Genomic DNA, 24,838 nt, shown 5'->3' with positions numbered 1-24,838 from the left:
CGTCTGCCATGACTGCATCCACCTTTCCCCCGCCCGACGTCTCCCACGCGCTGCACTCCCCGGTCATCGCCTGGTTCGACGAGCACGCCCGCGATCTGCCCTGGCGCCGCCCCGAGGCCGGCCCCTGGGGCGTGATGGTCAGCGAGTTCATGCTGCAGCAGACCCCCGTCAGCCGGGTGCTGCCGGTGTACGAGCAGTGGCTCGCCCGCTGGCCCCGGCCCGCCGACCTGGCCGCCGAGGCACCCGGCGAGGCCGTACGGGCCTGGGGGCGCCTCGGCTACCCCCGCCGGGCCCTGCGCCTGCACGGGGCGGCCGTCGCCATAACGGAGCGGCACGGGGGCGACGTACCGCGGGAGCACGCGCAGCTGCTCGCGCTGCCCGGCATCGGCGAGTACACGGCGGCGGCGGTGGCCTCCTTCGCGTACGGGCAGCGGCACGCGGTGCTGGACACCAACGTCCGCCGGGTCTTCGCCCGGGCCTCCAGCGGGGTCGAGTACCCCCCGAACGCGACCACGGCGGCCGAGCGGCGCCTGGCCCGGGCCCTGCTGCCGCAGGACGAGGAGACGGCGGCCCGCTGGGCGGCGGCCTCCATGGAGCTCGGCGCGCTGGTGTGCACGGCCAAGAGCCCGGACTGCGCGCGCTGCCCGGTGGCCGGGCTGTGCGCGTGGCGCCTCGCGGGGAAGCCGGCGCACGACGGGCCGCCGCGGCGCGGGCAGACGTACGCCGGGACCGACCGGCAGGTGCGGGGCAAGCTGCTGGCCGTGCTGCGGGAGGCGGTCGGGCCGGTTCCGCAGTCGCTGCTGGACACCGTCTGGGACGAGCCGGTGCAGCGGGCCCGGGCGCTGGACGGGCTGGTCGCCGACGGGCTGGTCGAGCCGCTCGCGCAGGGCATGTACCGGCTGCCGCAGGGCGGGGCGCGCGGCTGACCGCGGCCGCGGGGCACCCCGGCGCCGAAGCTGAGTCGAAGATTCCGCTTGGCGCCGGGAAATCGCAGCTCAAGGGCGTTGTTACACAACCTACGGGTGTCCGTGCGCCCATCGAAGGCTGACCCGCACAGTGCCGTGACAACCCCTCCGTACCTTCGGATCCGTAAGACAGCGGGCGATGGTGGACGGCAGCGGAGGCGGTCTGAGATGGCGCACGGCGAGGTACTCGAATTCGAAGAGTACGTACGCACCCGGCAGGACGCGCTGCTGCGCAGTGCCCGGCGCCTGGTCCCGGACCCCACGGACGCCCAGGACCTCCTCCAGACCGCGCTCGTGCGCACCTACGGCCGCTGGGACGGCATCGCCGACAAGTCCCTGGCCGACGCCTACCTGCGCCGCGTGATGATCAACACCCGCACCGAGTGGTGGCGCGCCCGCAAGCTCGACGAGGTCCCCACCGAGCAGCTCCCCGACGCCTCCGTCGAGGACGGCTCCGACCAGCGCGCCGACCGCGCCCTGCTGATGGACATCCTCAAGGTGCTCGCGCCCAAGCAGCGCAGTGTTGTCGTGCTGCGACACTGGGAGCAGATGAGCACCGAGGAGACGGCCGCGGCGCTCGGCATGTCGGCGGGAACCGTGAAGAGCACCCTGCACCGCGCACTGGCCCGGCTCCGGCAGGAGCTGGAGAGCCGGGACCTCGACATGCGCGCGCTGGAACGCGGTGACCACACCGGCCGTTACGAGGGGCGGGAGCGGTGCGCGGCCTGAACGGCCAAGACTTGAGCAGTAGCTTGAGCAGCAGGAAGTCGCTGGTACTGGTGTCGGCGGGGACGGTCGTCCTCGTCGGCACAGCCCTGTTCGCGGCCGGCTGCGCCACCGGCGGCACCGGCCTGCGCGACGGCGGCCCCGCCCGCACCGAATCCGTGGCCAAGACCGGCCCGCCGGTCGGGCCCGCCCCCTCCGTCGACACCCACGGCCAGGCCTCCCCCACGGGCACGGGCAAGCCGCTGAAGAAGGTCGACCCGGTCGCGCTGCTGAAGGCGGACCCCAAGGTCAGCGCCGAGGTCAAGCGGGACCTGAAGCCCTGCCAGGGCAAGGAGTACCCGGTCGACGTGAGCTACGGGAAGGTCACCGGCAGCGCCGTCGTCGACATCGTCGTCAACGTCCTGTCGTGCGCGGACGCGCTGGGGCGCGGCTCGTACGTGTACCGCGCCGACGCCGGGAAGTACGAGAATGTCTTCTCGGACGAGCAGCCACCCGTCTACGCGGAGATCGACCGGGGCGATCTGGTGGTCACCAAGCCGGTCTACGCGAAGAGCGACGCGCTCTCGTACCCGTCCGGCGAGGACGTGATCACGTACCGCTGGACCGGGGAGGCGTTCACCGAGCAGGACCGTGTGCACACGGACTACAGCAATGTGGTCGACGGCGGGGGCCAGCCCGCCCCGGCCATCTCACAGAAGAACTGAAGCAGAAGAACTGAAGCGAGGCTCCCGCATGGCCGAGACCCATGTGCTGTTCGTGGAGGACGACGACGTCATCCGCGAGGCCACGACCCTGGCGCTGGAACGCGACGGGTTCGTGGTCACCGCCATGCCCGACGGCCTCTCCGGCCTGGAGTCCTTCCGGGCCGACCGCCCGGACATCGCGCTGCTCGACGTGATGGTGCCCGGCATGGACGGCGTGAGCCTGTGCCGCCGCATCCGCGACGAGTCCACCGTCCCGGTGATCATGCTGTCGGCGCGCGCCGACTCCATCGACGTCGTACTGGGCCTGGAGGCGGGCGCCGACGACTACGTCACCAAGCCCTTCGACGGGTCGGTACTCGTCGCCCGGATCCGCGCCGTGCTGCGCCGCTTCGGCCACGCGGGCGGCCCGAACGGCGGCGCGCCCGCCGAGGAGGACACGGCCGGCGAGCGCGGGGTACTGGTCTTCGGCGACCTGGAGGTCGACACCGAGGGCATGGAGGTACGCAAGGCGGGTGCCTCGGTGGGCCTGACCCCGACGGAGATGCGGCTGCTGCTGGAGTTCTCCTCGGCGCCCGGCACCGTGCTGTCGCGCGACCGGCTGCTGGAGCGGGTCTGGGACTACGACTGGGGCGGCGACACGCGGGTCGTGGACGTCCACGTCCAGCGGCTGCGCACCAAGATCGGGCAGGACCGGATCGAGACGGTCCGGGGCTTCGGATACAAGCTGAAGGCATGAAGCGGTTCACTCTCCGCACCGGAATCCGCTGGAAGATCACCCTCGCCATCGCCGCTGTCAGCGCCCTCATCGCGCTCGCGCTGAGCCTGGTGGTGCACAGTGCTGCCCGCGTGTCGATGCTGGAGAGCGCCCGTGAGGTCCAGCTGGACCGGGTGCAGTTCATCTCCCGCAACGCCGACGCCGGGCGCAAGCCCCCCATGGGCGCCAAGCTCAACGACCCCGACCTGCCCGCCGAGCTGCGGGAGAAGGCACGGGGCGGGCGGCGCGGTACGTACATCCAGGAGAACCCCCGGGGGCTGCCGGAGGTGTGGGCCGCCGTGCCGCTCGGGAACGGGCAGGTGCTGTCGCTGCACACGCAGTTCCGGGAGAGCGCCAACATGGTGCGCGACCTGGACCGGGCGCTGGTGGTCGGCTCCCTCTCCGTGGTGATCGCGGGCTCGGCGGCCGGCGTGCTGATCGGCGGCCAGATCTCGCGCCGGCTGCGCAAGGCCGCGGCCGCGGCGCAGCGGGTGGCGCACGGGGATCCCGACGTACGCGTACGCGACGCCGTGGGCGGTGTCGTACGGGACGAGACGGACGACCTGGCGCGGGCGGTCGACGCCATGGCGGACACGCTCCAGCAGCGGCTGGAGGCCGAGCGGCGGGTGACCGCCGACATCGCGCACGAGCTGCGGACGCCGGTGACGGGCCTGCTCACGGCGGCGGAGCTGCTGCCTCCGGGCCGTCCGACCGAGCTGGTGCGCGACCGGGCGCAGGCGATGCGGGCGCTGGTCGAGGACGTGCTGGAGGTGGCCCGGCTGGACAGCGCTTCGGAGCGGGCCGAGCTCCAGGACGTGGCGCTGGGCGAGTTCGTGAGCCGGCGGGTGACGGCGCTGATGCCGGAGGCTTCCGTACGGGTGGTCGCGGACGAGATCGTGAGCACGGACCCGCGCCGGCTGGAGCGGATCCTGGGGAACCTGCTGGCGAACGCCGCCCGGTACGGGCAGCCGCCGATCCAGGTCGACATCGAGGGCCGCGTCGTCCGGGTCCGGGACCACGGGCCGGGCTTCCCGGAGGCGCTGCTGCGCGAGGGGCCGAGCCGGTTCCGGACCGGGTCCACCGACCGGGCCGGGGTCGGGCACGGGCTCGGGCTGACCATCGCCGAGGGGCAGGCGCGGGTGCTGGGCGCCCGGCTGACGTTCCGCAACGTGGCGGCGCCGGGCGGCGCGGACCGGGAGGGCTCGGCCGCCGGGGCGGTGGCGGTGCTCTGGCTGCCGGAGCACGCGCCGACGGCGACGGGCAGTTTCCCGATCATCAAGCTGCCGGAGTGAGTTGGGGCCGCGGAGGCGGTCCCGGGGGCCGGTGGCGCTCCGTACCGGGTTGGTATCGGATCCGTATCGGGACCTGCGGCCGTTCGATCCGTTCGGGTGATGTCTTAGCATCCGTGGCATGACCGACGGTACGAATCCCCCGCACAACCCGCAGCCCGAGCAGCCCGCCCCGGGGAGCGGGGGCTACGGGTTCCCGCCGGGAGCACCCGCGGCCGGTGGCTACGGCTTCCCGCCCGGCCCTCCCGCGTCCGGTGGCTTCGGCCCCCCGCCGGGACAAGGCCCGGAGGACGGGTACGGCTACCCGCAGGCGCAGCCCGGGCCGGCGAACCCGTACCAGCCGAACCCGGGGACCCCGCCCGCGCAGTGGCAGCAGCAGGGCGGCCCGGTGCCCGGGCCGGGGGCGCCGTTCCAGCAGCAGCCGGCCGACCAACCCGACTGGGAGGCGCTCGCCGACCGGTCGGCGGCGGACCGGCGCAAGAAGCGGCTGTGGCTGATCGGCGCCGCCGTGACCGTACTGGCGCTGCTGGCCGGTGGAGGAACGTTCCTGCTGCTCGGTGACGGCGACAAGAAGGACGAGGCGGACGGCGGGCCCACGACGTCCGCCTCCGACTCGCCCTCCCCGTCCCAGGGCGGGGCCAAGGGCCCGGCCGACCTGACCCCCACCGTCGCGGGCGACCCGACCACGATCCGGGACATGACCGGCAGGGCCAACCTGAAGATGGGCGCCGACGCCGGCGTCTTCCCCATCGACAAGCGGAACGAGATCCGCACGAAGGGGAACGCGAACTCCTACGCCGAGTCCCAGCAGCGCGTCGTGGACACGTCCAAGAGCTTCAGCGTCGCGGCCCGCGTCTGGAACCGCGCCCCGAAGGGCCAGCAGATCGCCGTCAGCCAGGGCAACGAGAAGTCGTTCTCGTTCGAGCTGGGTCTGGACGAGGTGAACGGCAAGGCGGTCTGGATCTTCCGCGTGCAGACGGGGACCCCGGGCGCCGACGCCACCACCACGACCGTCACGGGGACGAGCCCCAAGATGGACAAGACCTTCGCGGAGCTGACGGGCACCTACGACGCCGGCAAGAAGGTGATCGCCCTGTACGTGAACGGCAAGCGGACGGGCGAGGCGCCGGTGCCGGCCGCCATCTTCCCGGCCCCCGGTCCGCTCCAGCTGGGCCGGGCCCGCCACCTGGAGCAGTGGGCGGCCCCCTGGCAGGGCGCCATGGACAGCCTGCGGACCTACGACGTGGCGCTCCCGCAGGAGCGGATCGACGCCCTCAAGCCGGGCAAGCTCGACCCGGTGGCCCCGCCGACGGGGTCCTGGCTGTTGTTCTGAGCGGCGCCCGGAACAACGCCCGGAACAACGCCCGGAACAACGGCCGGAACAACGCCCGGAACGACGGCCGGAACGACGGAAAGCCGGCCGGACCCCACAGGGTCCGGCCGGCTTTCCGGCGATCGGGCGCAGGTCAGACGGTGACGCCGACGCCGCGCAGGAAGCTGACCGGGTTGACGGCCGAGCCGTAGTTCGGGGTGGTGCGGATCTCGAAGTGCAGGTGCGGGCCGCTGGAGTTTCCGGTGTTGCCGGACAGCGCGATCTGCTGGGCGGCCGAGACCTTCTGGCCGATCTTGACCTGGATCCGCGAGAGGTGCGCGTACTGCGAGTACGTGTTGTTCGCGTGCTTGATCACGATGGCGTTGCCGTACGCCGGGCCGTCGCCGCCGCCGTTGGGGCCGGCCTTGACGATCACGCCGGCGCTCGCCGCGCGGACCTTGGTGCCGACGGGGACGGCGAAGTCCTGGCCGGAGTGCTTGTGCGACCACATGCTGCCGCCCTTGCCGAAGGTCGCGGAGAGCGTGTAGCCCGTGACCGGCTTCTTCCAGGCGACGGCCGACTTGGCGGCGGCGGGCTTGGCGGCGGCCTTGGCGGCAGCGGCCTTGGCCTGGGCGGCCTGGGCCTTGGCCTGCTCGGCCACGAGCCCGGCGGTACCGGTGAGGGCGGTCTGGGCCTCGTCGGCGAAGGCGGCGGTCGTCCCCGCCCCGAGAGCCAGCGCAGCACCGAGACCGGTGGCGACGAGGGCGAGACGGGTACGACGGGTGCTGACGCGCTTCGCGGACATGCGGGAGACCTCCGGGGCCGGGGACAAGGGCAATAAGCGACCCGGCACGCTGAGCGGGTGCTGAGCGGTGCCGGGCAGGGCTTGCCCCACCTTGGTAACCCGGGCCCCCGTACTTCCCCAAACCCCCCCATTACTACCGCCGCTCGTAGGGGCGGAGGGGGCCGCCAGGCCTGTTGACCGGATCCCTGCTGGATCGAGGGCAGGGCAAATCGGACACTCGATCTACGAAACGTGGTAGTAGGTCCGATTTGCCCTGTGCGGCTTGTCACCGGCGCGCGGCCCGGAAGGTGTCCTGGCCCACAGGCAAAAGGGGCGGCCCCGGAACCTTTCGGTTCCGGGGCCGCCCCTTCGTACCGCTTGCCGCGAGCCGGTGCTCAGGCGCCCTTCGAGAGGTCGGGGCCGGAGCCCGTCGCCTCGATCGGGGGAAGGTCCGAGATCGGAGTCTTCTCCTCGCCGCGGAAGGTGAACTTGGCCGCTTCGCCCTCACCCTCCACACCCACGACCACGATGTGACCGGGACGCAGCTCGCCGAAGAGGATCTTCTCCGACAGCATGTCCTCGATCTCGCGCTGGATGGTCCGGCGCAGCGGGCGCGCACCCATGATCGGGTCGTAGCCGCGCTTGGCCAGGAGCTGCTTCGCGTCACCGCTGAGCTCGATGCCCATGTCGCGGTCCTTGAGGCGCTCGTCCACCTTGGCGATCATCAGGTCGACGATCTGGATGATGTCTTCCTGCGTGAGCTGGTGGAAGACCACCGTGTCGTCGACACGGTTCAGGAACTCGGGCCGGAAGTGCTGCTTGAGCTCTTCGTTGACCTTCGCCTTCATCCGGTCGTAACCGGTCTTGGTGTCGCCCTGGGCCGCGAAGCCCAGGTTGAAGCCCTTCGAGATGTCCCGCGTACCCAGGTTGGTCGTCATGATGATGACCGTGTTCTTGAAGTCCACGACCCGGCCCTGGGAGTCGGTCAGGCGACCGTCCTCCAGGATCTGGAGAAGGGAATTGAAGATATCCGGGTGCGCCTTCTCGACCTCGTCGAAGAGGACGACGGAGAACGGCTTCCGGCGGACCTTCTCGGTCAGCTGGCCGCCCTCTTCGTAGCCCACGTAGCCGGGGGGCGAACCGAAGAGGCGGGAAACCGTGTGCTTCTCGCTGAACTCCGACATGTCGAGGGAGATCAGCGCGTCCTCGTCGCCGAAGAGGAATTCGGCGAGCGTCTTGGAGAGCTCGGTCTTACCGACACCGGACGGGCCGGCGAAGATGAACGAGCCACCGGGACGCTTCGGGTCCTTCAGACCCGCACGGGTCCGTCGGATCGCCTGCGAGAGGGCCTTGATGGCGTCCTTCTGGCCGATGACGCGACGGTGGAGCTCGTCCTCCATGCGCAGGAGTCGCGAGGACTCCTCCTCGGTCAGCTTGAACACCGGAATGCCGGTCGCGGTCGCGAGGACTTCGGCGATGAGCTCACCGTCGACCTCGGCGACGACGTCCATGTCGCCGGCCTTCCATTCCTTCTCGCGCTTGGCCTTCGCCGCCAGCAGCTGCTTCTCCGAATCACGGAGAGACGCCGCCTTCTCGAAGTCCTGGGAGTCGATGGCCGACTCCTTGTCGCGACGCACGTTCGCGATCTTCTCGTCGAACTCGCGGAGGTCCGGCGGCGCGGTCATCCGGCGGATGCGCATCCGGGAGCCGGCCTCGTCGATCAGGTCGATCGCCTTGTCCGGGAGGAAGCGGTCCGAGATGTACCGGTCGGCCAGGGTGGCCGCCTGCACGAGGGCCTCGTCCGTGATGGAGACGCGGTGGTGGGCCTCGTAGCGGTCGCGCAGGCCCTTGAGGATCTCGATCGTGTGGGGGAGGGAAGGCTCCGCCACCTGGATCGGCTGGAAGCGGCGCTCGAGGGCCGCGTCCTTCTCGAGGTGCTTGCGGTACTCGTCCAGCGTCGTGGCACCGATGGTCTGGAGCTCACCACGGGCCAGCATGGGCTTGAGGATGCTGGCGGCGTCGATCGCGCCCTCGGCGGCGCCCGCACCCACGAGGGTGTGGAGCTCGTCGATGAACAGGATGATGTCGCCGCGGGTGCGGATCTCCTTCAGCACCTTCTTGAGGCGCTCTTCGAAGTCACCGCGGTAGCGGGAACCGGCGACCAGGGCACCCAGGTCCAGCGTGTAGAGGTGCTTGTCCTTGAGCGTCTCGGGAACCTCGCCCTTGACGATCGCCTGGGCCAGGCCCTCGACGACGGCGGTCTTGCCGACGCCGGGCTCGCCGATGAGGACCGGGTTGTTCTTGGTCCGGCGGGACAGCACCTGCATGACCCGCTCGATCTCCTTCTCGCGCCCGATGACCGGGTCGAGCTTGGATTCGCGGGCAGCCTGGGTGAGGTTGCGGCCGAACTGGTCGAGGACGAGCGAGGTCGAGGGGGTGCCCTCGGCCGGGCCGCCTGCCGTGGCCGACTCCTTGCCGCCTCCGGAGTACCCGGAGAGCAGCTGGATGACCTGCTGCCGGACCCTGTTCAGATCGGCGCCCAGCTTCACGAGGACCTGGGCGGCGACGCCCTCGCCCTCGCGGATCAGGCCGAGCAGGATGTGCTCGGTGCCGATGTAGTTGTGGCCGAGCTGGAGGGCCTCTCGGAGCGAAAGCTCCAGGACCTTCTTCGCCCGCGGGGTGAAGGGGATGTGGCCGGACGGGGCCTGCTGCCCCTGACCGATGATCTCCTCAACCTGCTGACGAACAGCCTCGAGCGAAATCCCGAGGCTCTCCAGGGCCTTAGCGGCGACACCCTCACCCTCGTGGATCAAGCCCAGGAGGATGTGCTCGGTGCCGATGTAGTTGTGGTTGAGCATCCGGGCTTCTTCCTGAGCCAGGACGACAACCCGCCGCGCGCGGTCGGTGAACCTCTCGAACATCGTTTATCGCTCCTCAGAGCGGTCGGGCAGTTCGGGGTCGGTCCCCGCCCTGTCCTTCCGCATGCTAGTCCCGCGGGGCGGGACAGCTCATTCCAACTGCCGACATCCGTCCGCGGCTCACCCCCACGTCCGTGGGAAAGCCAGGCTGTAAGTGCCGACAACTGCTCCAACCCGATGGTGCGAGACGATGTTCCCGCAGGCCAGGCAGATACCCGTCACACGTGTACGCCGACGGCGAACGGAAGCCGGTCGGAGACCCGTCAAATCAGCGTGTCGCCCCCATCCACTAGGAATGTCTTACCCGTAAGGACGGACACTCCATGCGGGCGGGCGCGGTTCCCTCCGCTACGGGCGAACACGGTTCCGTCTCCGAATGTGGGATCGAGCCCCACGGACGTTTACGTTCCGCATTGCCGCAGCCGCGTTGCGTAACTCCAGGGCGCTTCCGGAGTTGCTCCAGTCATGGCCCTCACCGCCGAGACCGTACCGCCGCCCCGCGTCGCTCCCGAGGGGGACGCGTACGCCTCCTGGTACGGGCGGGTGCTCGGCTGGCCCCTCACCGGCGGTCCGCCCGCCCAGCTGGTCACCGGGACGCGGTTCGACGTGCTGGAGCTGCCGTCCGACGCGGGTGGCCGGCTGCTGCGCAGGCCCGTCGGCACCGGACCGGTGGCCGTGATGGGGCGCCGGATGCGCTTCCTGGTGGCGCCGGGGAGCGCGGAGGAGCTGGACGGGCTCCTCGACTGGCTGGAGTGGGGCGGGGTGGCCCTGGACCTCATCGCCCTGGGGGCGGGAGGCCGGATCACCGCACCGCTGCCGCCGGGGCAGCCCGAGGGAAGTCCTCAGGGGGCCGCCGTGTGGCTGCGGCCCCCCGAGCGGGGGTGCGAGGCGTTCCTGCCGTCCCTGCCCGGTACCGGGCAGGGCGCCGGGCCCGGACGAGGGGCCGGACCCGATCTCGTACGTCTGGTCGCCGCGGCGGCAACGGAATGCCACCGGGCGCGCCTGCGGCGACGTACGGCCCCCGCGAGGCCCGTCGGCGCCTTGGGTCAGCCCCGGTTCTCGTAGGCCTCACGGATATCGGCGGGCACGCGGCCGCGGTCGTTGACCGTAAGACCCTGCGCCTTCGCCCACGCGCGGATTTCCGCGGTGTCCGGGTTGCCGGCCGATACGGCGGCGCGGCCGCCCTTGGCGCGGCCGGCGGCGGCACGGCCACCGGTACGGCGGCCGCTCTTGGTGTAGGGCTCGAGCAGGCCGCGGAGCTTTTCAGCGTTGGCGGCGGTGAGGTCGATCTCGTAGGTCTTGCCATCCACAGCGAACGTCACGGTCTCGTCCGCCTCGCCACCGTCGAGGTCGTCGACAAGAAGGACCTGAACCTTCTGTGCCACCGGATTTCCTTTCATCGAAAATGCAGTACGCGGAAAGGAAACCGCTTTTGCCTGGAAAACACAAACCCCCGCCGAGAGGTTCAGGACCTCAACAGGGCGGGAAACGTACGCGATTCGGACATAGGCCACAGGCGGACGGAGCCCCGTAAAAGCGGCCGTGATCGATCCGCGATCGATCAGAGGTGCAGAAGCATCCGACTGTTGCCCAAGGTGTTCGGCTTCACTCGTTCGAGACCGAGGAACTCGGCGACGCCCTCGTCATAGGAACGCAGGAGCTCCATGTAGACATCGGTCTCGACCGGAGTCTCCCCGATCTCGACGAAGCCGTGCTTGGCGAAGAAGTCCACTTCGAAGGTCAGGCAGAAAACCCGGCTCACCCCGAGCAGGCGGGCCGTCTCCAACAACTGGGCCAGCACCTGATGACCGACACCCGCGCCCTTCAAGCCGCGGTCGACGGCGAGTGTGCGCACTTCGGCGAGGTCTTCCCACATGACGTGGAGAGCGCCGCAGCCCACCACCTGGGCGTCGGAGTCGCGTTCCGCTACCCAGAACTCCTGGATGTCCTCGTAAAGGACCACGGGGGCTTTGTCGAGCAGGATCCGCTGCTGCACGTACTGGTCGAGCAGGCGGCGCAGCGCGGGAACATCGCGGGTGCGCGCGCGGCGGATCGTCACGGTATTTGCGTCTGCGGCGGAAAACTCTCCCATGCGGTGACGCTATCGCCCCGGCTCGGGCCGGCGCGCGCCGGAGTCCCCTTCGGGTTCCGCGGCTTCCGGGGCGGCCTCGCCGTCGTGGCCGACGATGCGTACGGCGTCGCGGAGGGCTTCACGCTGTTCCGCCGACATCATGCCGAAGAAGGCCACGAGAGCGGCCGCGGGGTTGTCGCTGGTCGACCAGGCTTCGTTCATCAGTGCGGCCGAGTAGGCGGCGCGGGTGGAGACCGCCGTATATCGATAGGCGCGGCCTTCCGCTTCCCGGCGGACCCAGCCCTTCTGATGGAGATTGTCCATAACGGTCATGACCGTGGTGTACGCGATGGACCGTTCCTGCTGGAGGTCTTCCAGGACTTCCCGGACGGTGACCGGGCGGTTCCACTGCCACACCCGCGTCATCACTGCGTCTTCGAGTTCTCCCAAGGGGCGAGGCACAACAGCACGATAGTGCGGGTTGCGTGGAATTGCCCGACTATTCGGCCGACAACGCGCAACAAAATCGGGCGCACGGCCCGCAGGCCGTACGCCCGTCCCCGGCGCCTCGCGCGGGGTTACTTCCTGGGCTGGCGGGCGGCCTCGGCACTGGCGAGCACGGCGTCGACGGCCGCGTCCTCCTTGGCCTTGTTGGCGCCGCCCTGGCTCTTCACGATCGTCCTGACGAGGGCGATGAAGAACACGGCCATCACGAAGGGGGGTACGAGCGCGGAGACGTAGTCCATGCCCCCAGCGTAGCTACCCGGCCGCGCGGCCGGACGCCGGGGGCGTGGTGGGCGCGGCGGGCTTCCGGCGGGGCGGGAACACCTCTCCGGGGGTCGGGATGGGCCGTTCCCGCTCGGGCTGCGGCGGCTCCTTCGGCGACGGGGCGGGCTTCGGCGCGGGGCGCGGTTCGGCGGCCCGCTCGTCCTCGCGCCCGCCGGCCAGGGCCAGCAGCCGGGTCCGGGGCGCGGGGGCGGTCGTGAGGCGGCGGCGTACGGAGCGCTCCGCGACCGCCTGCGCCCGCTCCAGCACCGCGGCCGCGAGCGGGTTGGCGCGCAGGGCCCGCAGGGCGGCGAGGTCGTCGGGGGCGGGTTCGTACCCGGCGGCGAGGGCGTCCTGGAGCAGCTCCAGGTATCCGGAGAGGCTGCCGGGGAGCGCGTCTCTGTAGCGGGCGAGGTCGGCGAGCAGGAAGTCTCTGAGCCGTCCCGCCTCCTGGACCACGTCGTCCACCGACGCCGCGAGGCGCAGGCAGTCCTGGACCTCGGCGGTCGTGAGCGGGGCCGTCGAAGACTGAAGGGCGTGGGCGAGCGTGCGCCTGAGCACGTGCAGCTCAGCAGCACTGAACGCCATGCCGCCGCGGGATCCGTAGGGCGTGGGCATGGGCCGAAGATACGCGCTAATCGGACAAAATCCCCTCAGGATGCCCGGGTGCGGCGCGGCGTGACCAACACTTGCCAGTTTGGAAAGTAAGAGCCATTCTGGAAAGTGAGCGCCGGAGGGCGGCGCCGTCGATCACCGGGGGGACACCGTGGGCGGATTCAGCGGATACGGCGAATACAGCGAGGCCAAGCGGATGGAGGCGGCGGCCCTGCGGCGCAGCGGGTGGTACGCGCGCTACCTGTGGGTCTTCGCGGCCGGGCAGCTGGTCCTCGTACCGGTGGCCCTGCTGTGGCACGGGCCCGCCCAGGCCGCGGTCTTCTCGGTGGCCAACGCGGTCCTCGTGGGCGGGCTGAGCGTGTACGCGGTGCGGCAGCGGGTGGTGCGGCGCCGGTTCGGCCTCAAGCACGGGCTGGTCATCGGGGTGTGGGGCGTGGTGTTCGCGCTCGCGGTGGTGCTGGGCACCGGGGTGTTCGCGGACGAGCCGGTCTTCGCGGCCGCGGCCGCGCTGGCGTGCGCGCTCCCGGCCGTCGTGGGCGCGGTGACCGAGAGGCGGGCGGCATGAGCGGGGAGAAGCCGGGCAGCCACCCCAGGCACGGGCTCGCGCCGCTGCTGAACGCGCCGGTGCGGCTGTCTGTGGTGGCGGCGCTGGCCGCGGTGGACAAGGCCGAGTTCGCCTTCGTACGGGACCTCGTGGAGGTTTCCGACTCGGCGCTGTCGAAGCAGGTGGCGGCGCTGGAGGAGGCGGGCCTGGTGGCGGTGAGCAAGGGCCGGGTGGCCCGCCGCCCGCGCACCTGGCTCTCGCTGACCCCGCAGGGCCTCACCGTCTACCGGCGCCACCTGGACGCGCTCCGGGCGATCGCGGAGGGCTAGGCCTCCCGGCGGCGGGGCTGGAGGAGGCCGAGGAGCAGGCCCACGCCCAGCCAGACCCCGAGGCCGGCGGCGACGGCCACCAGGACCGAGGCGCGCGTCTCGGTGGCGATCAGCCACGCGGTGAGCACCCCGCTGATCTCGCCGGTGTTTCCGGCCGAGAAGGCGGCCTCCTTGGCGCGGGACGAGGCGGCGATCAGCTTCTGCACCCAGTGGCCGCCGATCCAGAGCACCGGCGCCGTGGCGAGGCCGACGAGGACGGCCTTCCACCACTGGACCGGAGTGCCGACCAGCAGCGAGATCAGCAGCACCACCGCGACCACGATCCCGAGGATGACGCCGAGGGCCGAGACCGGCTCGTCCGTCGGCTGGGCCGCCAGGCCGAACCAGGCCACGAACGCGACGACCAGCCCCACGGCGACCGACCAGATGCCGGACAGGGCTCCGAAGGCGAACAGCTGGCCGCCGGCCGCCACCCCGGGCACGAGCGAGCCCAGCCAGGCCGCCCCCGTGGAGACGCTCATGGGTTCCCCGGCCTCCGCGGGGGCCTTGGGGGCCTTGGGCCGCGGCGTGGGGACGGCCCGCGGCGCCTGGGGCCCGGGGGTGGCCGTGGCGGCCGTGGCCCGCAGCGCGGCGGCGGTGGCGGAAGCGCTGGCCGGCCGGGCGGCGGCCTCCTTGCTCAGCAGGCGCAGGACCAGCCGGTCCAGGGCCTCGGGGACCTCGGGGCGGCGCGTGCGGAGCGGGACCGGCGGCTGGTGGGCGTGCTGGGCCAGGACGTCCCAGCCCGACCCGGTGAAGGGCGGCTCGCCGGTGAGCAGTTCGTAGAGCAGGCAGCCCAGGCTGTACAGGTCGCTGCGGGCGTCGATCTCCTCCCCCCGGGCCTGTTCGGGGGACATGTACGCGGGGGTGCCCATCGCGAGGCCGGTCGTGGTCAGGCCCTGGAAGCCGCTCTGCCGGGCGATCCCGAAGTCGCAGATCTTGATCCGGCCCCGGGTCGTGAGCAGGACGTTGCCGGGCTTGATGTCGCGGTGGATGACCCCGGCGCTGTGGGCGGCCTGGAGCCCCTCGCATATCTGCACCCCCCACCCGACGACGTCCTCGACCGGCGCCGGGCCGGCGCCGGTGCCCAGGGGCCGGCCGTCGACCAGTTCCATGACGAGGTAGACGATCGTCCGGTGGTCGACGACGGTCTCGCCGACGTCGTGCACGGACACCACGTGCGGGTCCGAGAGCGCCGCGGCCGCCCGGGCCTCGGCGCGCAGCCGTAACGCGAGCTTGTCGTCACCGGGCCGGGCGATGACCTTCACCGCGACGGCCCGGTCCAGTTCCAGGTCCCGGGCCTGCCACACCTCGCCCATGCCGCCCGCTCCGATGCGGTCGCCGAGCGCGTACCGGCCGGCCAGTGTCGTCCCGTTCATCCCTGCCCGTCCGCCTTGACGGCGTCCACGAAGGCGGCCCAGGCGTCATGGGTGGTCGCCATGACGAGGTGCGCCGGGTCGGACTGGTCGGCCACGCGCACCAGGGTGCCCGGCGCGGAGGCTACGTACACGCAGGCTTCTCCGTCGCCGCAGTAGGACGACTTCCGCCAGGTGGGGCGAGGGGTCGTTGTCATGATGTCTCCTCCGCCGGGGACGGGGTCACGGTGCGTCTCCTGGCGACCGTAACCCCGGCAGGGGCGTACTCCGGCCATTTCCGTGGAAGTTCCCGCTCACTCGATCGGGAACGCGTAAGCGATCTCGTACCGGGAGTCGGGGATGACGAGGTCGGCCGTCTCCACCGGGCGGCCGTCGGAGTCGAGGTACGTGCGCTCGATCTCGGTGATCAGGGAGCCCACGCTGATGCCCAGCAGGTTGGCCTGCGCCTGGTTGGCGCGGGAGGGGCGGGGGATCTCCAGCACCGAGGCGACCGTGATCCCGATCGAGCGCATCCGGGCGACCACGCCGGCTCCGCGCAGCTCCCCGTCCTCCGGCAGGACCACCGGAGTGCCGCCGGTGATGGCCATCGGCTCCCAGGACTCGGAGAGTTCGGCGGGGCTGCCGTCGGCCATGAACTCGTAGCGGGTCCGCACGCAGGGGTCGCCGGGGGCGATGGCGAGCCGGGCCGCGATGTTCTCGGGGGCCGGGGTGCGGGCGGCGGTCCGGGAGTCCCAGGACGCGGCGAAGCCGTGTTCCAGGGCCTCGGCGCGGAAGGCGTTCCCCGCGTTCGGCACGCGGCGGCGGGTGCGGACCATGCGCATCCGGCGGCGCGGGGTGCGCACGTAGGTCCCCGAGCCGGCCCGGCCTTCGAGGAGGCCTTCGATGATCAGGCGTTCCAGGGCGCGCTGGGTGACGCTCTGTCCCACGGAGTACTCGGTCGCGAAGCGCGACCGGGAGGGAAGCTTGTCCCCGATCTGCCACTCCCCCGCCTCTATGCGGGCCCGGAGGGAGTCGACCACCTGCAAGTACGGTGATTCACGGGGCATTTCGACCGTCCTGGAGCGTCTCGGGCACGTGCGTTCCGGCGCCGACAAAGCTAAGGCATCAGCTTGGGGCGGACTGCTCAGCATGACGGCGGGTGAAACGCGGCGCACAGGACGAAGGCCCCCGCCCGGTGGGCAGGGGCCTTGCCGCTACTCGAAGTTGGGCGCGTTGCGCTCGTAGACCAGGCGCAGCCCGATCAGCGTCAGCCACGGCTCGTGGTCGTCGATCACCGAGGCCTCGCCGAGGACGATCGGCGCCAGCCCGCCGGTGGCGATGATCCGGACGTCGTCGGGGTCGCCGCTGGGGCCGGCCAGCTCCTTGGCCATCCGGGTCACGATGCCGTCGACCTGGCCGGCGAACCCGTAGACCACGCCCGACTGCATCGCCTCGACCGTGGACTTGCCGATGACGTTGCGCGGGCGGGCCAGCTCGATCTTCCGCAGCTGGGCGCCCCGTACGCCGAGGGCCTCCATGGAGATCTCGATGCCCGGGGAGATCACCCCGCCCACGTACTCGCCCTTGGCGGACACCGCGTCGAAGGTGGTCGCCGTGCCGAAGTCCACGACGATCGCCGGACCGCCGTAGAGCTCGACGGCCGCGACCGCGTTGATGATGCGGTCCGCGCCGACCTCCTTCGGGTTGTCCATCAGGATCGGCACGCCCGTCTTGATGCCGGGCTCCACCAGTACCGCGGGCACGTCCCCGTAGTACCGGCGGGTGACCTCGCGGAGCTCGTGCAGCACCGAGGGCACCGTCGAGCAGATCGCGATGCCGTGGATGCCGTCGCCCAGCTCCGTGCCGAGCATCGGGTGCATGCCCATCAGGCCCTGCATCAGGACGGCCATCTCGTCGGCCGTCCTGCGCGGGTCGGTCGAGATGCGCCAGTGCTCGACGATCTCGTCACCGTCGAACAGGCCCAGGACCGTGTGGGTGTTGCCTACGTCGATGGTGAGGAGCATCGGTTACACCGCCTCGCGCAGATCGAGGCCGATGTCCAGGATCGGCGAAGAGTGGGTGAGTCCGCCGACCGCCAGGTAGTCCACGCCGGTCTCGGCGTAGGCGCGGGCGGTGTCCAGGGTGAGGCGGCCCGAGGACTCCAGGACGGCGCGGCCCGCCACCAGGGCCACGGCCTCGGCGGTCTGCTCCACCGTGAAGTTGTCCAGCAGGATCAGGTCGGCGCCCGCCTCCAGGACCTCGCCGATCTGCGCCAGGGTGTCGACCTCGACCTCGATCGGGACCTCCGGGAAGGCCTCCCGTACGGCGGTGAAGGCCTGGGCGACGCCGCCCGCGGCGACGACGTGGTTGTCCTTGACCAGCGCCGCGTCCGACAGGGACATGCGGTGGTTGACGCCGCCGCCGCAGCGCACCGCGTACTTCTCCAGGGCGCGCAGGCCGGGCGTGGTCTTGCGGGTGTCGCGGACCTTGGCCGCCGTGCCCTCCAGGACGTCGGCCCAGCGGCGGGTGGCGGTCGCGATGCCGGACAGCCGGCACAGGATGTTCAGCGCGCTGCGCTCGGCGGTCAGCAGGTCGCGGGTGCGGGCGCGGACGGCGAGCAGCACCTGGCCGGCCTTGACGGTGTCGCCGTCCTCGGCGTGCCGCTCCACCTCGAAGGCCTCGGTGCAGACCACCGAGAACACGGCCTCCGCGATCCGCAGACCGGCCACGACACCGTCCTCGCGGGCGATGAAGTCGGCGACGGCCTCGGCCTCTTCGGGCACGGTGGCGACGGTGGTGACGTCGACCCCGCCGTCCAGGTCCTCGGACAGCGCCATGTGCGCGATGTCCTCGACCTCGATCGGGTCCAGACCCGCGTCCGCCAGCAGCTGGGCGAGCGCCGGGTCCAGGCCCGACTCCTCGCCGTCGCCGCAGGCGCAGTCGTCGCCGCAGCCGCCGTCGCCCTGCCCCACGAGGGGGAGTTCGTTGTGCTCGTGGTCGTGCTCGTGCGTGCTCACGCTTACTGCTCCTGGCTCGGGTGGGGTCGTACGGACGGGAAGTCCGCGGAGTCGGTGGGGGTGACGACCAGGGCCCGCTTCTCCGTCGCGGAGAGGCGGACGACGAGGTGGCGGCGCCAGTCGGTGTCGTCCCGGTCGGGGTGGTCCTCGCGCCAGTGGCAGCCGCGGGTCTCCTCGCGCCGCTGGGCGGCCGCGACCAGGACCCGGGCCACGCACAGGAGGTTGGTGGCCTCCCAGGTGTCCACGCCCGGCTCGGCGGTCTTGCCGTGCGCTTCGAGGTCGTTCAGGGCGGTGGCGTAGAGGCCTTCGAGCGCGGCGGCCGCCGTGGCCAGGGACTCGGCGGAGCGGAGCACGCCCGCGCCCTGCGTCATGATGCGCTGCACCTCGTACCGCGCCTCGGCGGGCTGGAGCGGGCCGGTGGCCGGGACCGGGATGCCGGGGCCGCTGCCGGTGGGGGCGTGGGCCACGATGTCGTCGGCGATGCGCTCGGCGAAGACCAGGCCCTCCAGCAGGGAGTTGGAGGCGAGCCGGTTCGCGCCGTGCACGCCGGTGCAGGCCACCTCGCCGCAGGCGTACAGGCCGGGGACGGTGGTGCGGCCGTGCAGGTCGGTCCGTACGCCGCCCGACGCGTAGTGCGCGGCGGGCGCGACCGGGATGGGCTCGGTCACCGGGTCGATGCCGTGGGAGCGGCAGGCGGCGAGGATGGTCGGGAAGCGCTGCTCCCACATCCGCGCGCCGAAGTGCCGGGCGTCCAGGTACATGTGCTGGGTGCCCTGCTCCAGCATGCGGCGCGTGATGCCCTTGGCGACGATGTCGCGGGGGGCCAGCTCGGCCAGCTCGTGCTGCCCGGTCATGAAGCGCACCCCGTCCGCGTCGACGAGGTACGCGCCCTCGCCGCGGACGGCCTCGGATACCAGCGGCTGCTGGCCCTCGGCTCCGGCGCCGAGGAACAGCACCGTCGGGTGGAACTGCACGAACTCCAGGTCGGAGACCTCGGCCCCGGCCCGCAGGGCGAGCGCCACGCCGTCGCCGGTGGACACCGACGGGTTGGTGGTGGCGGAGAAGACCTGGCCCATGCCGCCGGTCGCGAGGATCACGGCGGGGGCGTGGACGGCGCCCACCCCGTCGTGCTGGCCCTCGCCCATGACGTGCAGGGTGACGCCGGCCGTACGGCCCTCGGCGTCCTGGAGCAGGTCCAGTACGAGCGCGTTCTCGACGGTTTCGATGCCGGCGTCCTGGACGGCCTCGACCAGGGCCCGGGAGATCTCGGCGCCCGTGGCGTCGCCGCCCGCGTGCGCGATCCGGCGGCGGTGGTGGCCGCCCTCGCGGGTCAGCTCTATCTCGCCGGTCTCGGCGGAGGTGTCGAAGACGGCGCCGGTCTCGATGAGCCGGCGTACGGCCCCCGGCCCCTCGGTGACCAGCAGCCGTACGGCGGCCTCGTCGCACAGGCCCGCGCCCGCCACCAGGGTGTCGTCGAGGTGCTGCTCGGGGGTGTCGCCCTCGCCGAGGGCGGCGGCGATGCCGCCCTGGGCCCAGCGGGTGGAGCCGTCGTCGAGGCGGGCCTTGGTGACCACCACCGTACGGCGGCCCGCGGCGGCGCAGCGCAGCGCCACCGTCAGCCCCGCCACGCCCGAGCCGACGACGACGACGTCCGCGTCAAGGGACCAGCCGGGGGCGGGGGCGTGCAGCCGTATGCCGGTGGTGGTGCCTCCGGCACGTGTGCCAGTGCTCACGAGTGTGCTCCGAACTCCAATGGGATGTTGTCGATCAGCCGGGTCGTGCCCACCTTCGCGGCGACGGCCAGCACGGCCTGCCCCGTGAACTCGGGGCCGACGTCGGTGAAGTCCTGGGGGTCGACCAGCGCCAGGTAGTCCAGCAGGAGCGGCGGGTCGTGCCGGCCGGCCTCCTCCAGGACGTGCCGCGCGGCGGCCCGTACGGCGTCCGGAAGACCGGCGCGCGCCACCGACACGGCGTGCGCGTCGGCGGAGGCGCGGATCTCGCCGAGCCGGGCCAGCGCACTGGCCCGCTCGTCACTGGCCGGGGCGGCCTCGGCGCGGGCGCGCAGCGCGGCCTGGGCGGCGAGCCGGTCGCGGCCGGCGAACAGGGCGCGGGACAGGGCCAGCGCCGTACGCCGCTCGGCGGCCGCGAGGTAGCGGTTGCGGGAGGACAGCGCGAGGCCGTCGTCCTCACGGACGGTGGGTACGCCGAGTACCTCGACCGGGAAGTTGAGGTCGGTCACCATCCGGCGGATCAACGCCAGCTGCTGCGCGTCCTTCTGGCCGAAGAGGGCCAGGTCGGGGCGGGTGAGGTGGAGCAGCTTCGCGACGACGGTCAGCATTCCGTCGAAGTGGCCGGGGCGGGTGGCGCCTTCGAGGCGCTCCCCCATCGGTCCGGCGGTGATCCGGACCTGGGGGTCACCGCCGGGGTAGACCTCGCCCGTGGCCGGGGCGAACACGGCGTCCGCGCCGGCGTCCCCCGCGATGCGCAGGTCGGAGTCGAGGGTGCGCGGGTAGCGGTCGAGGTCCTCGTTCGCCCCGAACTGGAGGGGGTTGACGAACACGGTGACCACGACCTGGCCCCCGGGCCCGGCCAGCTCGCGGGCCGTGCGGATCAAGGTGGCGTGGCCCTCGTGGAGGGCGCCCATGGTCATGACCACGGCGCGGCGGCCGGTACGGGCCAGCTCGTGCAGCTCGTGGGCGGTGTTCAGGAGCAGGGGGCCGGTCATCGGCGGTCGCCCTCCGGGTCGGCGCCGTCGGCGAGTACGCCCAGCAGGTCCTCGGCGAGCTCGGGCTTGAGCAGGCCGTGTGCGAGGGCCCGGTCGGCGGTGGTGCGGGCCATCGCGAGGTAGCCGGCGACCGTGGCCGGGGCGTGCTTGCGCAGCTCGGAGACGTGCGCGGCGACCGTACCGGCGTCACCGCGGGCCACCGGGCCGGTGAGCGCGGCGTCGCCGGAGCGCAGGGCGTTGTCGAGCGCGGCGCCGAGGAGCGGGCCGAGCATCCGGTCGGGGTGTTCGACGCCGGCCTGGCCCAGCAGCTCCATCGACTGGGCGACCAGGGTGACGAGGTGGTTCGCGCCGAGGGCGAGGGCCGCGTGGTAGAGCGGACGGTTCTCCTCCGCGATCCACTCGGGCTCCCCGCCCATCTCGATGACCAGGGCCTCGGCGGCCAGCCGGAGCTCGCCGGGGGCGGTCACGCCGAAGGAGCAGCCGGCCAGGCGCTGGACGTCGACCTCGGTGCCGGTGAAGGTCATCGCGGGGTGCAGGGCCAGCGGGAGCGCGCCCGCGCGGCGCGCGGGGTCGAGCACGGCCGTCCCGTACCGCCCGGAGGTGTGGACGAGGAGCTGGCCGGGGCGGACCGCGCCGGTCTCGGCGAGGCCCTCGACCAGCGAGGGCAGTGCGTCGTCGGGGACGGTCAGCAGCACCAGCTCGGCCCGCGCCAGCACCTCGGCGGGCGGTACGACCGGCACGTCGGGCAGCATCCGCGCGGCCCGGCGGCGGGAGGCGTCGGAGACTCCGGACACGGCGACGGGCCGGTGCCCGGCCTGCTGGAGGGCACGGGCCAGCGCGGGGCCGACCCGGCCGGCGCCGACGACGCCGACGCTGAGCCGGGCAGGTCGGTCGGACGGATCCCGGGGCTCCGTCTGATGGGGTGCGTTCACGCGGGGAATGCCTTCCGTTCCAGTCCGCGGGGGGTACCGGACGATACGCCGCCATGCTAGCCCCTGGGCGTACGGGGCGGTCCGCGATGATCGGGGCATGACTGCTGACGAAGACCGTACGAAGCGCCTGGTGGCGGCGTGGCGGGGGGCCGGGCGCAGGCTCTCCCGGAGCCTGCTGGAGCCGACCGTGGGCGAGCTGCTGGCAGCCCTTCCGGAGCTGGCCGCCGCCGACCCCGACGAGCCGGCCGACGTGTACGGGGACGGGGTGGTGGGCCGGCTGGAGCAGCGGGTCGCGGAGCTGCTGGGGACGCAGGACGCGGCGTTCTTCCCGTCCGGGACGATGGCGCAGCAGATCGCGCTGCGGTGCTGGGCGGGGCGGACCGGGAACCCGGTGGTGGCGCTGCACCCGATGAGCCACCCGGAGCTGTGGGAGGGCGGCGCGCTGTCGCTGGTGTCGGGGCTGCGGACGGTGCACCCGACGCGGGATCCGCGGCAGCCGAGCCCGGCGGAGGTCGCCGATCTCGCCGAGCCCTTCGGCACGCTGATGCTGGAGCTGCCGCTGCGCGACGCCGGGTTCCTGCTGCCGACGTGGGAGGAGCTGACCGAGCTGGTCGGCGCGGCCCGGGAGCGGGACGCGGTGGTGCACTTCGACGGGGCGCGGCTGTGGGAGTCCACCGTGCACTTCGGGCGGTCGCTGCCGGAGATCGCGGGGCTCGCGGACTCCGTGTACGTGTCCTTCTACAAGTCGCTCGGCGGTCTGAGCGGGGCCTGCCTCGCGGGGTCCGCCGAGCTGGTCGCCGAGGCGCGGGTGTGGCGGCACCGGTACGGGGGCCAGATCTTCCGGCAGTTCCCGCAGGCGCTGTCCGCGCTGGCGGGGCTGGAGCGGGAGCTGCCGAGGCTGCCTTCGTACGTGGAGCACGCGCGGGTGGTCGCCGGGGCGCTGCGGGAGGGCTTCGAGGCGGCCGGGGTGCCGTGGTTCCGGGTGCACCCGGAGGTTCCGCACACGCACCAGTTCCAGGTGTGGCTGCCGTACGAGGCGGAGTCGCTGACGGAGGCGGGCCTGCGGCAGGCGGAGGAGACGGGGACGGTGCTGTTCCGCCGCTGGTCGGCGGAGGGGCCGCCGGGGCTGTCGGTGACGGAGCTGGAGGTCACGGAGCCGGGCCTGGCGTGGAGCGCGGCGGACGTCGTGAAGGCGGTGGCGGACTTCGTGTCCCGCCTCTAGCCGCCGGCCCGGGCGGCGCCGGCCGGGACCCGACCCGGCCGCCGGGACCGGGGGGCGGCCCGGCCGCCGGGGCCCGGGCGCGGCGCCGGCGGCTCGGTCGCCGGGCGGGGGCGGTCCGGGAGGGGCCCCCGCCGGGGGTCAGCAGGAGCGGGGGCGGGAGAAGAGGCCGCGCAGGGCCGAGAGCCAGGGGTGGCCGGCCGGCCTGCCGGCCAGGACCGCGCGGAAGCGGGCTTCGGTGCGGATCGACCGGACGACGGCCACGTCGTCCCGGCCCGGCGGCGGGGGCATCGGCGTCCCGTGCTGGGACGCCCGGTACGTGTCGAGGAGGTACTGCTCAATCGCGCTCATGCGTCCAGCCTCACCCTCCCGGCCGCACCCGTCCTGTCGATTGACGCTCCCCGTCAATCGACGCCCGGGCAGGCGCCCCACGGGGCACCGCCGACCCGGCCACGGACGGCGGTGTGCGGCAGCGGACAGAATGGGGCGATGAGCGTCACCATCGACATCGCCGGGCTCCCCGTGGAGCGGATCGAGTTCGCCCCCTCGCCCCTCGCCGAACTCTGCATGGCCCTGCACTCGCTCTCGCAGCCGGCGCACCATCCGGGGCTCGACTCCTGGACGACGGCCACCCGGGCCTCGCTCGACCCCGGCCTGGCGGACCGCCTCCTGGAGGCGGAGTTCATGTGGCGCAGTTCCTTCTCCGACGTCTTCATGCCCTTCGCCGGGGTCCCCGGCGGAACCGGGCTGCCCGCCGCGACCCTGGCGGAGGAGCTCGACGTGCTCGACCGGCTGGACGACGAGCGGTTCGTCATGGCGGCCCTGGAGCACTGCTGGCTCGCGCTCTACAACGACGGCAGCGCGACCTCCCCGCTCACGGACCCGGCCGCCCGGGCGAAGGCGCTGGAGACGGCGGCCGCGCGCGGTCCCCGGCAGCTGGACTTCTCGCTGCGGCTGCTGGACGACCCCGCCGCCGTCCGGGTGTGGATGCGCCGGATGCTGGAGGACTGCGAGGAGGCCTTCTTCGGGGCGACCTGGAAGCGGATCGGGCCGCAGCAGGCCGCCGACGCCCGGCACAAGGCCGAGGTGCTGCGCCGCAAGGGGCTGGCCGCCGCGCTGAAGGAGGTCTCGTCGGCGCTGAGCGTGGACGCGGCCGGGACCACCATCACCGCCGACAAGATGGTCAACGGCTCCGCCACCGCCACCGATCCGGAGATCGGCCCGGGGCTGGTCTTCATACCGACCCACTTCGGCTGGCCGCACCTGCTGGTCCTGCACGCCCCCCGCTGGCGGCCGGTGGTCCACTACCCGCTCGGCTCGCCCGAGCTGGCCTCCTCCCCCGGCTCGGTGGAGCTGCTCCAGCGCCGGATGGAGGCCCTGGCCCATCCGATGCGGATGATGCTGTGCCGGAGCCTGTCCAGGGGCCCTTACACGACCGGGGAGCTGGCCACCGTCTACGGGATAACCGCGCCCGAGGTGTCCCGCCACCTCGCGGTGCTGAAACGGGCCGGACTGCTCCAGACCCGCCGTCAGGGGCGTTATGCCCAGCATCAGTTGGATCTGTCCGCCGTCGCCCGCATCGGCTCGGACTTCATCGAGGGCATCCTGCGGTAGGCGGAAAACGGCGGACGGTGGCCTGTTCACAACGGCGCAGATTCACCGATATACGGAATTCATAAACCGGAATCAGCGAAAACTCTGGCCAGAGTGGCCTGTTGCTGTTTAACGTGCGACCACCACTCCCCCACGCACACCGTGCAACACCACACGTTTGCCTG

At 72.5% G+C, this 24,838-nt stretch carries 27 protein-coding genes; 11 read left to right on the top strand and 16 right to left on the bottom strand.

Going from position 1 to position 24,838, the window contains the following annotated elements:
* The first annotated feature begins 8 nt into the window (after nt 1-8).
* The 6 genes from ACZ4TG_RS07505 to ACZ4TG_RS07480 all read left to right on the top strand — a co-directional run bounded on the left by ACZ4TG_RS07505 (nt 9) and on the right by ACZ4TG_RS07480 (nt 5,771).
* Nucleotides 9-926, top strand: a complete 918-nt coding sequence (locus ACZ4TG_RS07505; protein ID WP_468160379.1) for an HhH-GPD family protein — start codon at nt 9-11, stop codon at nt 924-926.
* A 207-nt stretch (nt 927-1,133) separates the two neighbouring features.
* A complete protein-coding gene (locus ACZ4TG_RS07500; RefSeq protein WP_468160378.1) occupies nt 1,134-1,694 on the top strand; it encodes a SigE family RNA polymerase sigma factor in 561 nt (186 codons plus the stop codon).
* 23 nt (nt 1,695-1,717) lie between these two features.
* The gene (locus tag ACZ4TG_RS07495) at nt 1,718-2,395 is read left to right on the top strand and encodes a hypothetical protein (protein WP_468160377.1); all 678 of its coding nucleotides are present in this window, start codon (nt 1,718-1,720) and stop codon (nt 2,393-2,395) included.
* Between the two features lie 28 nt (nt 2,396-2,423).
* Nucleotides 2,424-3,131, top strand: a complete 708-nt coding sequence (cseB, locus tag ACZ4TG_RS07490) for a two-component system response regulator CseB (RefSeq protein ID WP_468160376.1) — start codon at nt 2,424-2,426, stop codon at nt 3,129-3,131.
* Complete coding sequence (cseC, locus tag ACZ4TG_RS07485; RefSeq protein ID WP_468160375.1) at nt 3,128-4,441, top strand: two-component system sensor histidine kinase CseC; 1,314 nt, start codon at nt 3,128-3,130, stop codon at nt 4,439-4,441. The genes cseB and cseC overlap by 4 nt, the downstream gene beginning before the upstream one ends.
* Nucleotides 4,442-4,559: 118 nt before the next feature.
* Nucleotides 4,560-5,771: a LamG-like jellyroll fold domain-containing protein gene (locus ACZ4TG_RS07480; RefSeq protein WP_468160374.1), complete on the top strand. Its 1,212-nt coding sequence runs from the start codon at nt 4,560-4,562 to the stop codon at nt 5,769-5,771.
* 133 nt (nt 5,772-5,904) lie between these two features.
* Here ACZ4TG_RS07480 and ACZ4TG_RS07475 read toward each other — a convergent pair whose 3' ends face one another.
* The gene (locus ACZ4TG_RS07475) at nt 5,905-6,555 is read right to left on the bottom strand and encodes a M23 family metallopeptidase (RefSeq protein ID WP_468160373.1); all 651 of its coding nucleotides are present in this window, start codon (nt 6,553-6,555) and stop codon (nt 5,905-5,907) included.
* Between the two features lie 374 nt (nt 6,556-6,929).
* Nucleotides 6,930-9,455 carry an ATP-dependent Clp protease ATP-binding subunit gene (locus tag ACZ4TG_RS07470; RefSeq protein ID WP_267801308.1) on the bottom strand — a complete coding sequence of 842 codons (2,526 nt, stop codon included), beginning with the start codon at nt 9,453-9,455 and terminating at the stop codon, nt 6,930-6,932.
* A gap of 462 nt (nt 9,456-9,917) precedes the next feature.
* On the opposite strand from ACZ4TG_RS07470, the gene ACZ4TG_RS07465 reads away from it, so the two are divergent.
* Complete coding sequence (locus tag ACZ4TG_RS07465; protein ID WP_468160372.1) at nt 9,918-10,517, top strand: SCO3374 family protein; 600 nt, start codon at nt 9,918-9,920, stop codon at nt 10,515-10,517.
* Here ACZ4TG_RS07465 and ACZ4TG_RS07460 read toward each other — a convergent pair.
* From ACZ4TG_RS07460 to ACZ4TG_RS07440, 5 genes are all read right to left on the bottom strand, one after another.
* A complete protein-coding gene (locus ACZ4TG_RS07460; RefSeq protein ID WP_468160371.1) occupies nt 10,499-10,837 on the bottom strand; it encodes a histone-like nucleoid-structuring protein Lsr2 in 339 nt (112 codons plus the stop codon). The two genes, ACZ4TG_RS07465 and ACZ4TG_RS07460, sit on opposite strands and share 19 nt — an antisense overlap.
* Nucleotides 10,838-11,013: 176 nt before the next feature.
* Nucleotides 11,014-11,544 carry an amino-acid N-acetyltransferase gene (locus tag ACZ4TG_RS07455; protein ID WP_468160370.1) on the bottom strand — a complete coding sequence of 177 codons (531 nt, stop codon included), beginning with the start codon at nt 11,542-11,544 and terminating at the stop codon, nt 11,014-11,016.
* Nucleotides 11,545-11,553: 9 nt separating this feature from the next.
* A complete protein-coding gene (locus ACZ4TG_RS07450) occupies nt 11,554-11,985 on the bottom strand; it encodes a BlaI/MecI/CopY family transcriptional regulator (RefSeq protein WP_468160369.1) in 432 nt (143 codons plus the stop codon).
* 116 nt (nt 11,986-12,101) lie between these two features.
* Complete coding sequence (locus tag ACZ4TG_RS07445) at nt 12,102-12,269, bottom strand: hypothetical protein (protein ID WP_468160368.1); 168 nt, start codon at nt 12,267-12,269, stop codon at nt 12,102-12,104.
* Between the two features lie 13 nt (nt 12,270-12,282).
* Complete coding sequence (locus ACZ4TG_RS07440; RefSeq protein ID WP_468160367.1) at nt 12,283-12,906, bottom strand: hypothetical protein; 624 nt, start codon at nt 12,904-12,906, stop codon at nt 12,283-12,285.
* Between the two features lie 148 nt (nt 12,907-13,054).
* On the opposite strand from ACZ4TG_RS07440, the gene ACZ4TG_RS07435 reads away from it, so the two are divergent.
* Entirely contained in the window at nt 13,055-13,468 is a 414-nt protein-coding gene (locus ACZ4TG_RS07435; RefSeq protein ID WP_468160366.1) for a hypothetical protein, read from the top strand.
* A complete protein-coding gene (locus tag ACZ4TG_RS07430; protein WP_468160365.1) occupies nt 13,465-13,776 on the top strand; it encodes a winged helix-turn-helix domain-containing protein in 312 nt (103 codons plus the stop codon). The genes ACZ4TG_RS07435 and ACZ4TG_RS07430 overlap by 4 nt, the downstream gene beginning before the upstream one ends.
* Here the strand turns inward: ACZ4TG_RS07430 and ACZ4TG_RS07425 are convergent.
* The 8 genes from ACZ4TG_RS07425 to ACZ4TG_RS07390 form a co-directional block, all read right to left on the bottom strand.
* Nucleotides 13,773-15,191: a serine/threonine-protein kinase gene (locus tag ACZ4TG_RS07425; protein ID WP_468160364.1), complete on the bottom strand. Its 1,419-nt coding sequence runs from the start codon at nt 15,189-15,191 to the stop codon at nt 13,773-13,775. The genes ACZ4TG_RS07430 and ACZ4TG_RS07425 overlap by 4 nt on opposite strands.
* Nucleotides 15,188-15,385, bottom strand: a complete 198-nt coding sequence (locus tag ACZ4TG_RS07420) for a DUF397 domain-containing protein (protein WP_468160363.1) — start codon at nt 15,383-15,385, stop codon at nt 15,188-15,190. The genes ACZ4TG_RS07425 and ACZ4TG_RS07420 overlap by 4 nt, the downstream gene beginning before the upstream one ends.
* 96 nt (nt 15,386-15,481) lie before the next feature.
* On the bottom strand, nt 15,482-16,234 hold the full coding sequence (locus ACZ4TG_RS07415; protein ID WP_468160362.1) for a GntR family transcriptional regulator: 753 nt from the start codon (nt 16,232-16,234) through the stop codon (nt 15,482-15,484).
* A gap of 147 nt (nt 16,235-16,381) precedes the next feature.
* Complete coding sequence (locus ACZ4TG_RS07410) at nt 16,382-17,191, bottom strand: type III pantothenate kinase (RefSeq protein WP_468160361.1); 810 nt, start codon at nt 17,189-17,191, stop codon at nt 16,382-16,384.
* A 3-nt stretch (nt 17,192-17,194) separates the two neighbouring features.
* Nucleotides 17,195-18,184, bottom strand: a complete 990-nt coding sequence (nadC, locus tag ACZ4TG_RS07405; RefSeq protein ID WP_468160360.1) for a carboxylating nicotinate-nucleotide diphosphorylase — start codon at nt 18,182-18,184, stop codon at nt 17,195-17,197.
* Nucleotides 18,185-18,186: 2 nt separating this feature from the next.
* Complete coding sequence (locus ACZ4TG_RS07400) at nt 18,187-19,917, bottom strand: L-aspartate oxidase (protein WP_468160359.1); 1,731 nt, start codon at nt 19,915-19,917, stop codon at nt 18,187-18,189.
* Nucleotides 19,914-20,909, bottom strand: a complete 996-nt coding sequence (panC, locus tag ACZ4TG_RS07395; protein ID WP_468160358.1) for a pantoate--beta-alanine ligase — start codon at nt 20,907-20,909, stop codon at nt 19,914-19,916. Before panC ends, ACZ4TG_RS07400 begins: the two co-directional genes overlap by 4 nt.
* Nucleotides 20,906-21,841, bottom strand: coding sequence for a Rossmann-like and DUF2520 domain-containing protein (locus ACZ4TG_RS07390; protein WP_468160357.1), 936 nt, complete (start codon nt 21,839-21,841; stop codon nt 20,906-20,908). Before ACZ4TG_RS07390 ends, panC begins: the two co-directional genes overlap by 4 nt.
* Before the next feature lie 97 nt (nt 21,842-21,938).
* On the opposite strand from ACZ4TG_RS07390, the gene ACZ4TG_RS07385 reads away from it, so the two are divergent.
* Nucleotides 21,939-23,063, top strand: a complete 1,125-nt coding sequence (locus ACZ4TG_RS07385; RefSeq protein ID WP_468160356.1) for a threonine aldolase family protein — start codon at nt 21,939-21,941, stop codon at nt 23,061-23,063.
* 138 nt (nt 23,064-23,201) lie between these two features.
* Here the strand turns inward: ACZ4TG_RS07385 and ACZ4TG_RS07380 are convergent, their stop codons facing one another.
* Nucleotides 23,202-23,411 (bottom strand): hypothetical protein, encoded by a 210-nt coding sequence (locus ACZ4TG_RS07380; protein ID WP_468160355.1) that lies wholly within the window; start codon nt 23,409-23,411, stop codon nt 23,202-23,204.
* 138 nt (nt 23,412-23,549) lie between these two features.
* Here ACZ4TG_RS07380 and ACZ4TG_RS07375 point away from each other — a divergent pair, with 138 nt between their 5' ends.
* On the top strand, nt 23,550-24,674 hold the full coding sequence (locus ACZ4TG_RS07375; RefSeq protein ID WP_468160354.1) for a DUF5937 family protein: 1,125 nt from the start codon (nt 23,550-23,552) through the stop codon (nt 24,672-24,674).
* Nucleotides 24,675-24,838 lie beyond the last annotated feature (164 nt).

Source organism: Streptomyces sp. NPDC028314, from assembly GCF_055565795.1.
Note: the sequence above shows the minus strand (reverse complement) of the source record. Positions and strands in the feature narration are given on the sequence as shown.

Excerpts from the sequence above, each read along its gene's own strand:
- ACZ4TG_RS07505 (WP_468160379.1), top strand. The coding sequence starts at position 9 with ATGACTGCATCCACCTTTCCCCCGCCCGACGTCTCCCACGCGCTGCAC.
- ACZ4TG_RS07500 (WP_468160378.1), top strand. The coding sequence starts at position 1,134 with ATGGCGCACGGCGAGGTACTCGAATTCGAAGAGTACGTACGCACCCGG.
- cseB (WP_468160376.1), top strand. The coding sequence starts at position 2,424 with ATGGCCGAGACCCATGTGCTGTTCGTGGAGGACGACGACGTCATCCGC.
- cseC (WP_468160375.1), top strand. The coding sequence starts at position 3,128 with ATGAAGCGGTTCACTCTCCGCACCGGAATCCGCTGGAAGATCACCCTC.
- ACZ4TG_RS07480 (WP_468160374.1), top strand. The coding sequence starts at position 4,560 with ATGACCGACGGTACGAATCCCCCGCACAACCCGCAGCCCGAGCAGCCC.
- ACZ4TG_RS07475 (WP_468160373.1), bottom strand. The coding sequence starts at position 6,555 with ATGTCCGCGAAGCGCGTCAGCACCCGTCGTACCCGTCTCGCCCTCGTC.
- ACZ4TG_RS07470 (WP_267801308.1), bottom strand. The coding sequence starts at position 9,455 with ATGTTCGAGAGGTTCACCGACCGCGCGCGGCGGGTTGTCGTCCTGGCT.
- ACZ4TG_RS07465 (WP_468160372.1), top strand. The coding sequence starts at position 9,918 with ATGGCCCTCACCGCCGAGACCGTACCGCCGCCCCGCGTCGCTCCCGAG.
- ACZ4TG_RS07455 (WP_468160370.1), bottom strand. The coding sequence starts at position 11,544 with ATGGGAGAGTTTTCCGCCGCAGACGCAAATACCGTGACGATCCGCCGC.
- ACZ4TG_RS07445 (WP_468160368.1), bottom strand. The coding sequence starts at position 12,269 with ATGGACTACGTCTCCGCGCTCGTACCCCCCTTCGTGATGGCCGTGTTC.
- ACZ4TG_RS07440 (WP_468160367.1), bottom strand. The coding sequence starts at position 12,906 with ATGCCCACGCCCTACGGATCCCGCGGCGGCATGGCGTTCAGTGCTGCT.
- ACZ4TG_RS07430 (WP_468160365.1), top strand. The coding sequence starts at position 13,465 with ATGAGCGGGGAGAAGCCGGGCAGCCACCCCAGGCACGGGCTCGCGCCG.
- ACZ4TG_RS07425 (WP_468160364.1), bottom strand. The coding sequence starts at position 15,191 with ATGAACGGGACGACACTGGCCGGCCGGTACGCGCTCGGCGACCGCATC.
- ACZ4TG_RS07420 (WP_468160363.1), bottom strand. The coding sequence starts at position 15,385 with ATGACAACGACCCCTCGCCCCACCTGGCGGAAGTCGTCCTACTGCGGC.
- ACZ4TG_RS07415 (WP_468160362.1), bottom strand. The coding sequence starts at position 16,234 with ATGCCCCGTGAATCACCGTACTTGCAGGTGGTCGACTCCCTCCGGGCC.
- ACZ4TG_RS07410 (WP_468160361.1), bottom strand. The coding sequence starts at position 17,191 with ATGCTCCTCACCATCGACGTAGGCAACACCCACACGGTCCTGGGCCTG.
- panC (WP_468160358.1), bottom strand. The coding sequence starts at position 20,909 with ATGACCGGCCCCCTGCTCCTGAACACCGCCCACGAGCTGCACGAGCTG.
- ACZ4TG_RS07385 (WP_468160356.1), top strand. The coding sequence starts at position 21,939 with ATGACTGCTGACGAAGACCGTACGAAGCGCCTGGTGGCGGCGTGGCGG.
- ACZ4TG_RS07380 (WP_468160355.1), bottom strand. The coding sequence starts at position 23,411 with ATGAGCGCGATTGAGCAGTACCTCCTCGACACGTACCGGGCGTCCCAG.
- ACZ4TG_RS07375 (WP_468160354.1), top strand. The coding sequence starts at position 23,550 with ATGAGCGTCACCATCGACATCGCCGGGCTCCCCGTGGAGCGGATCGAG.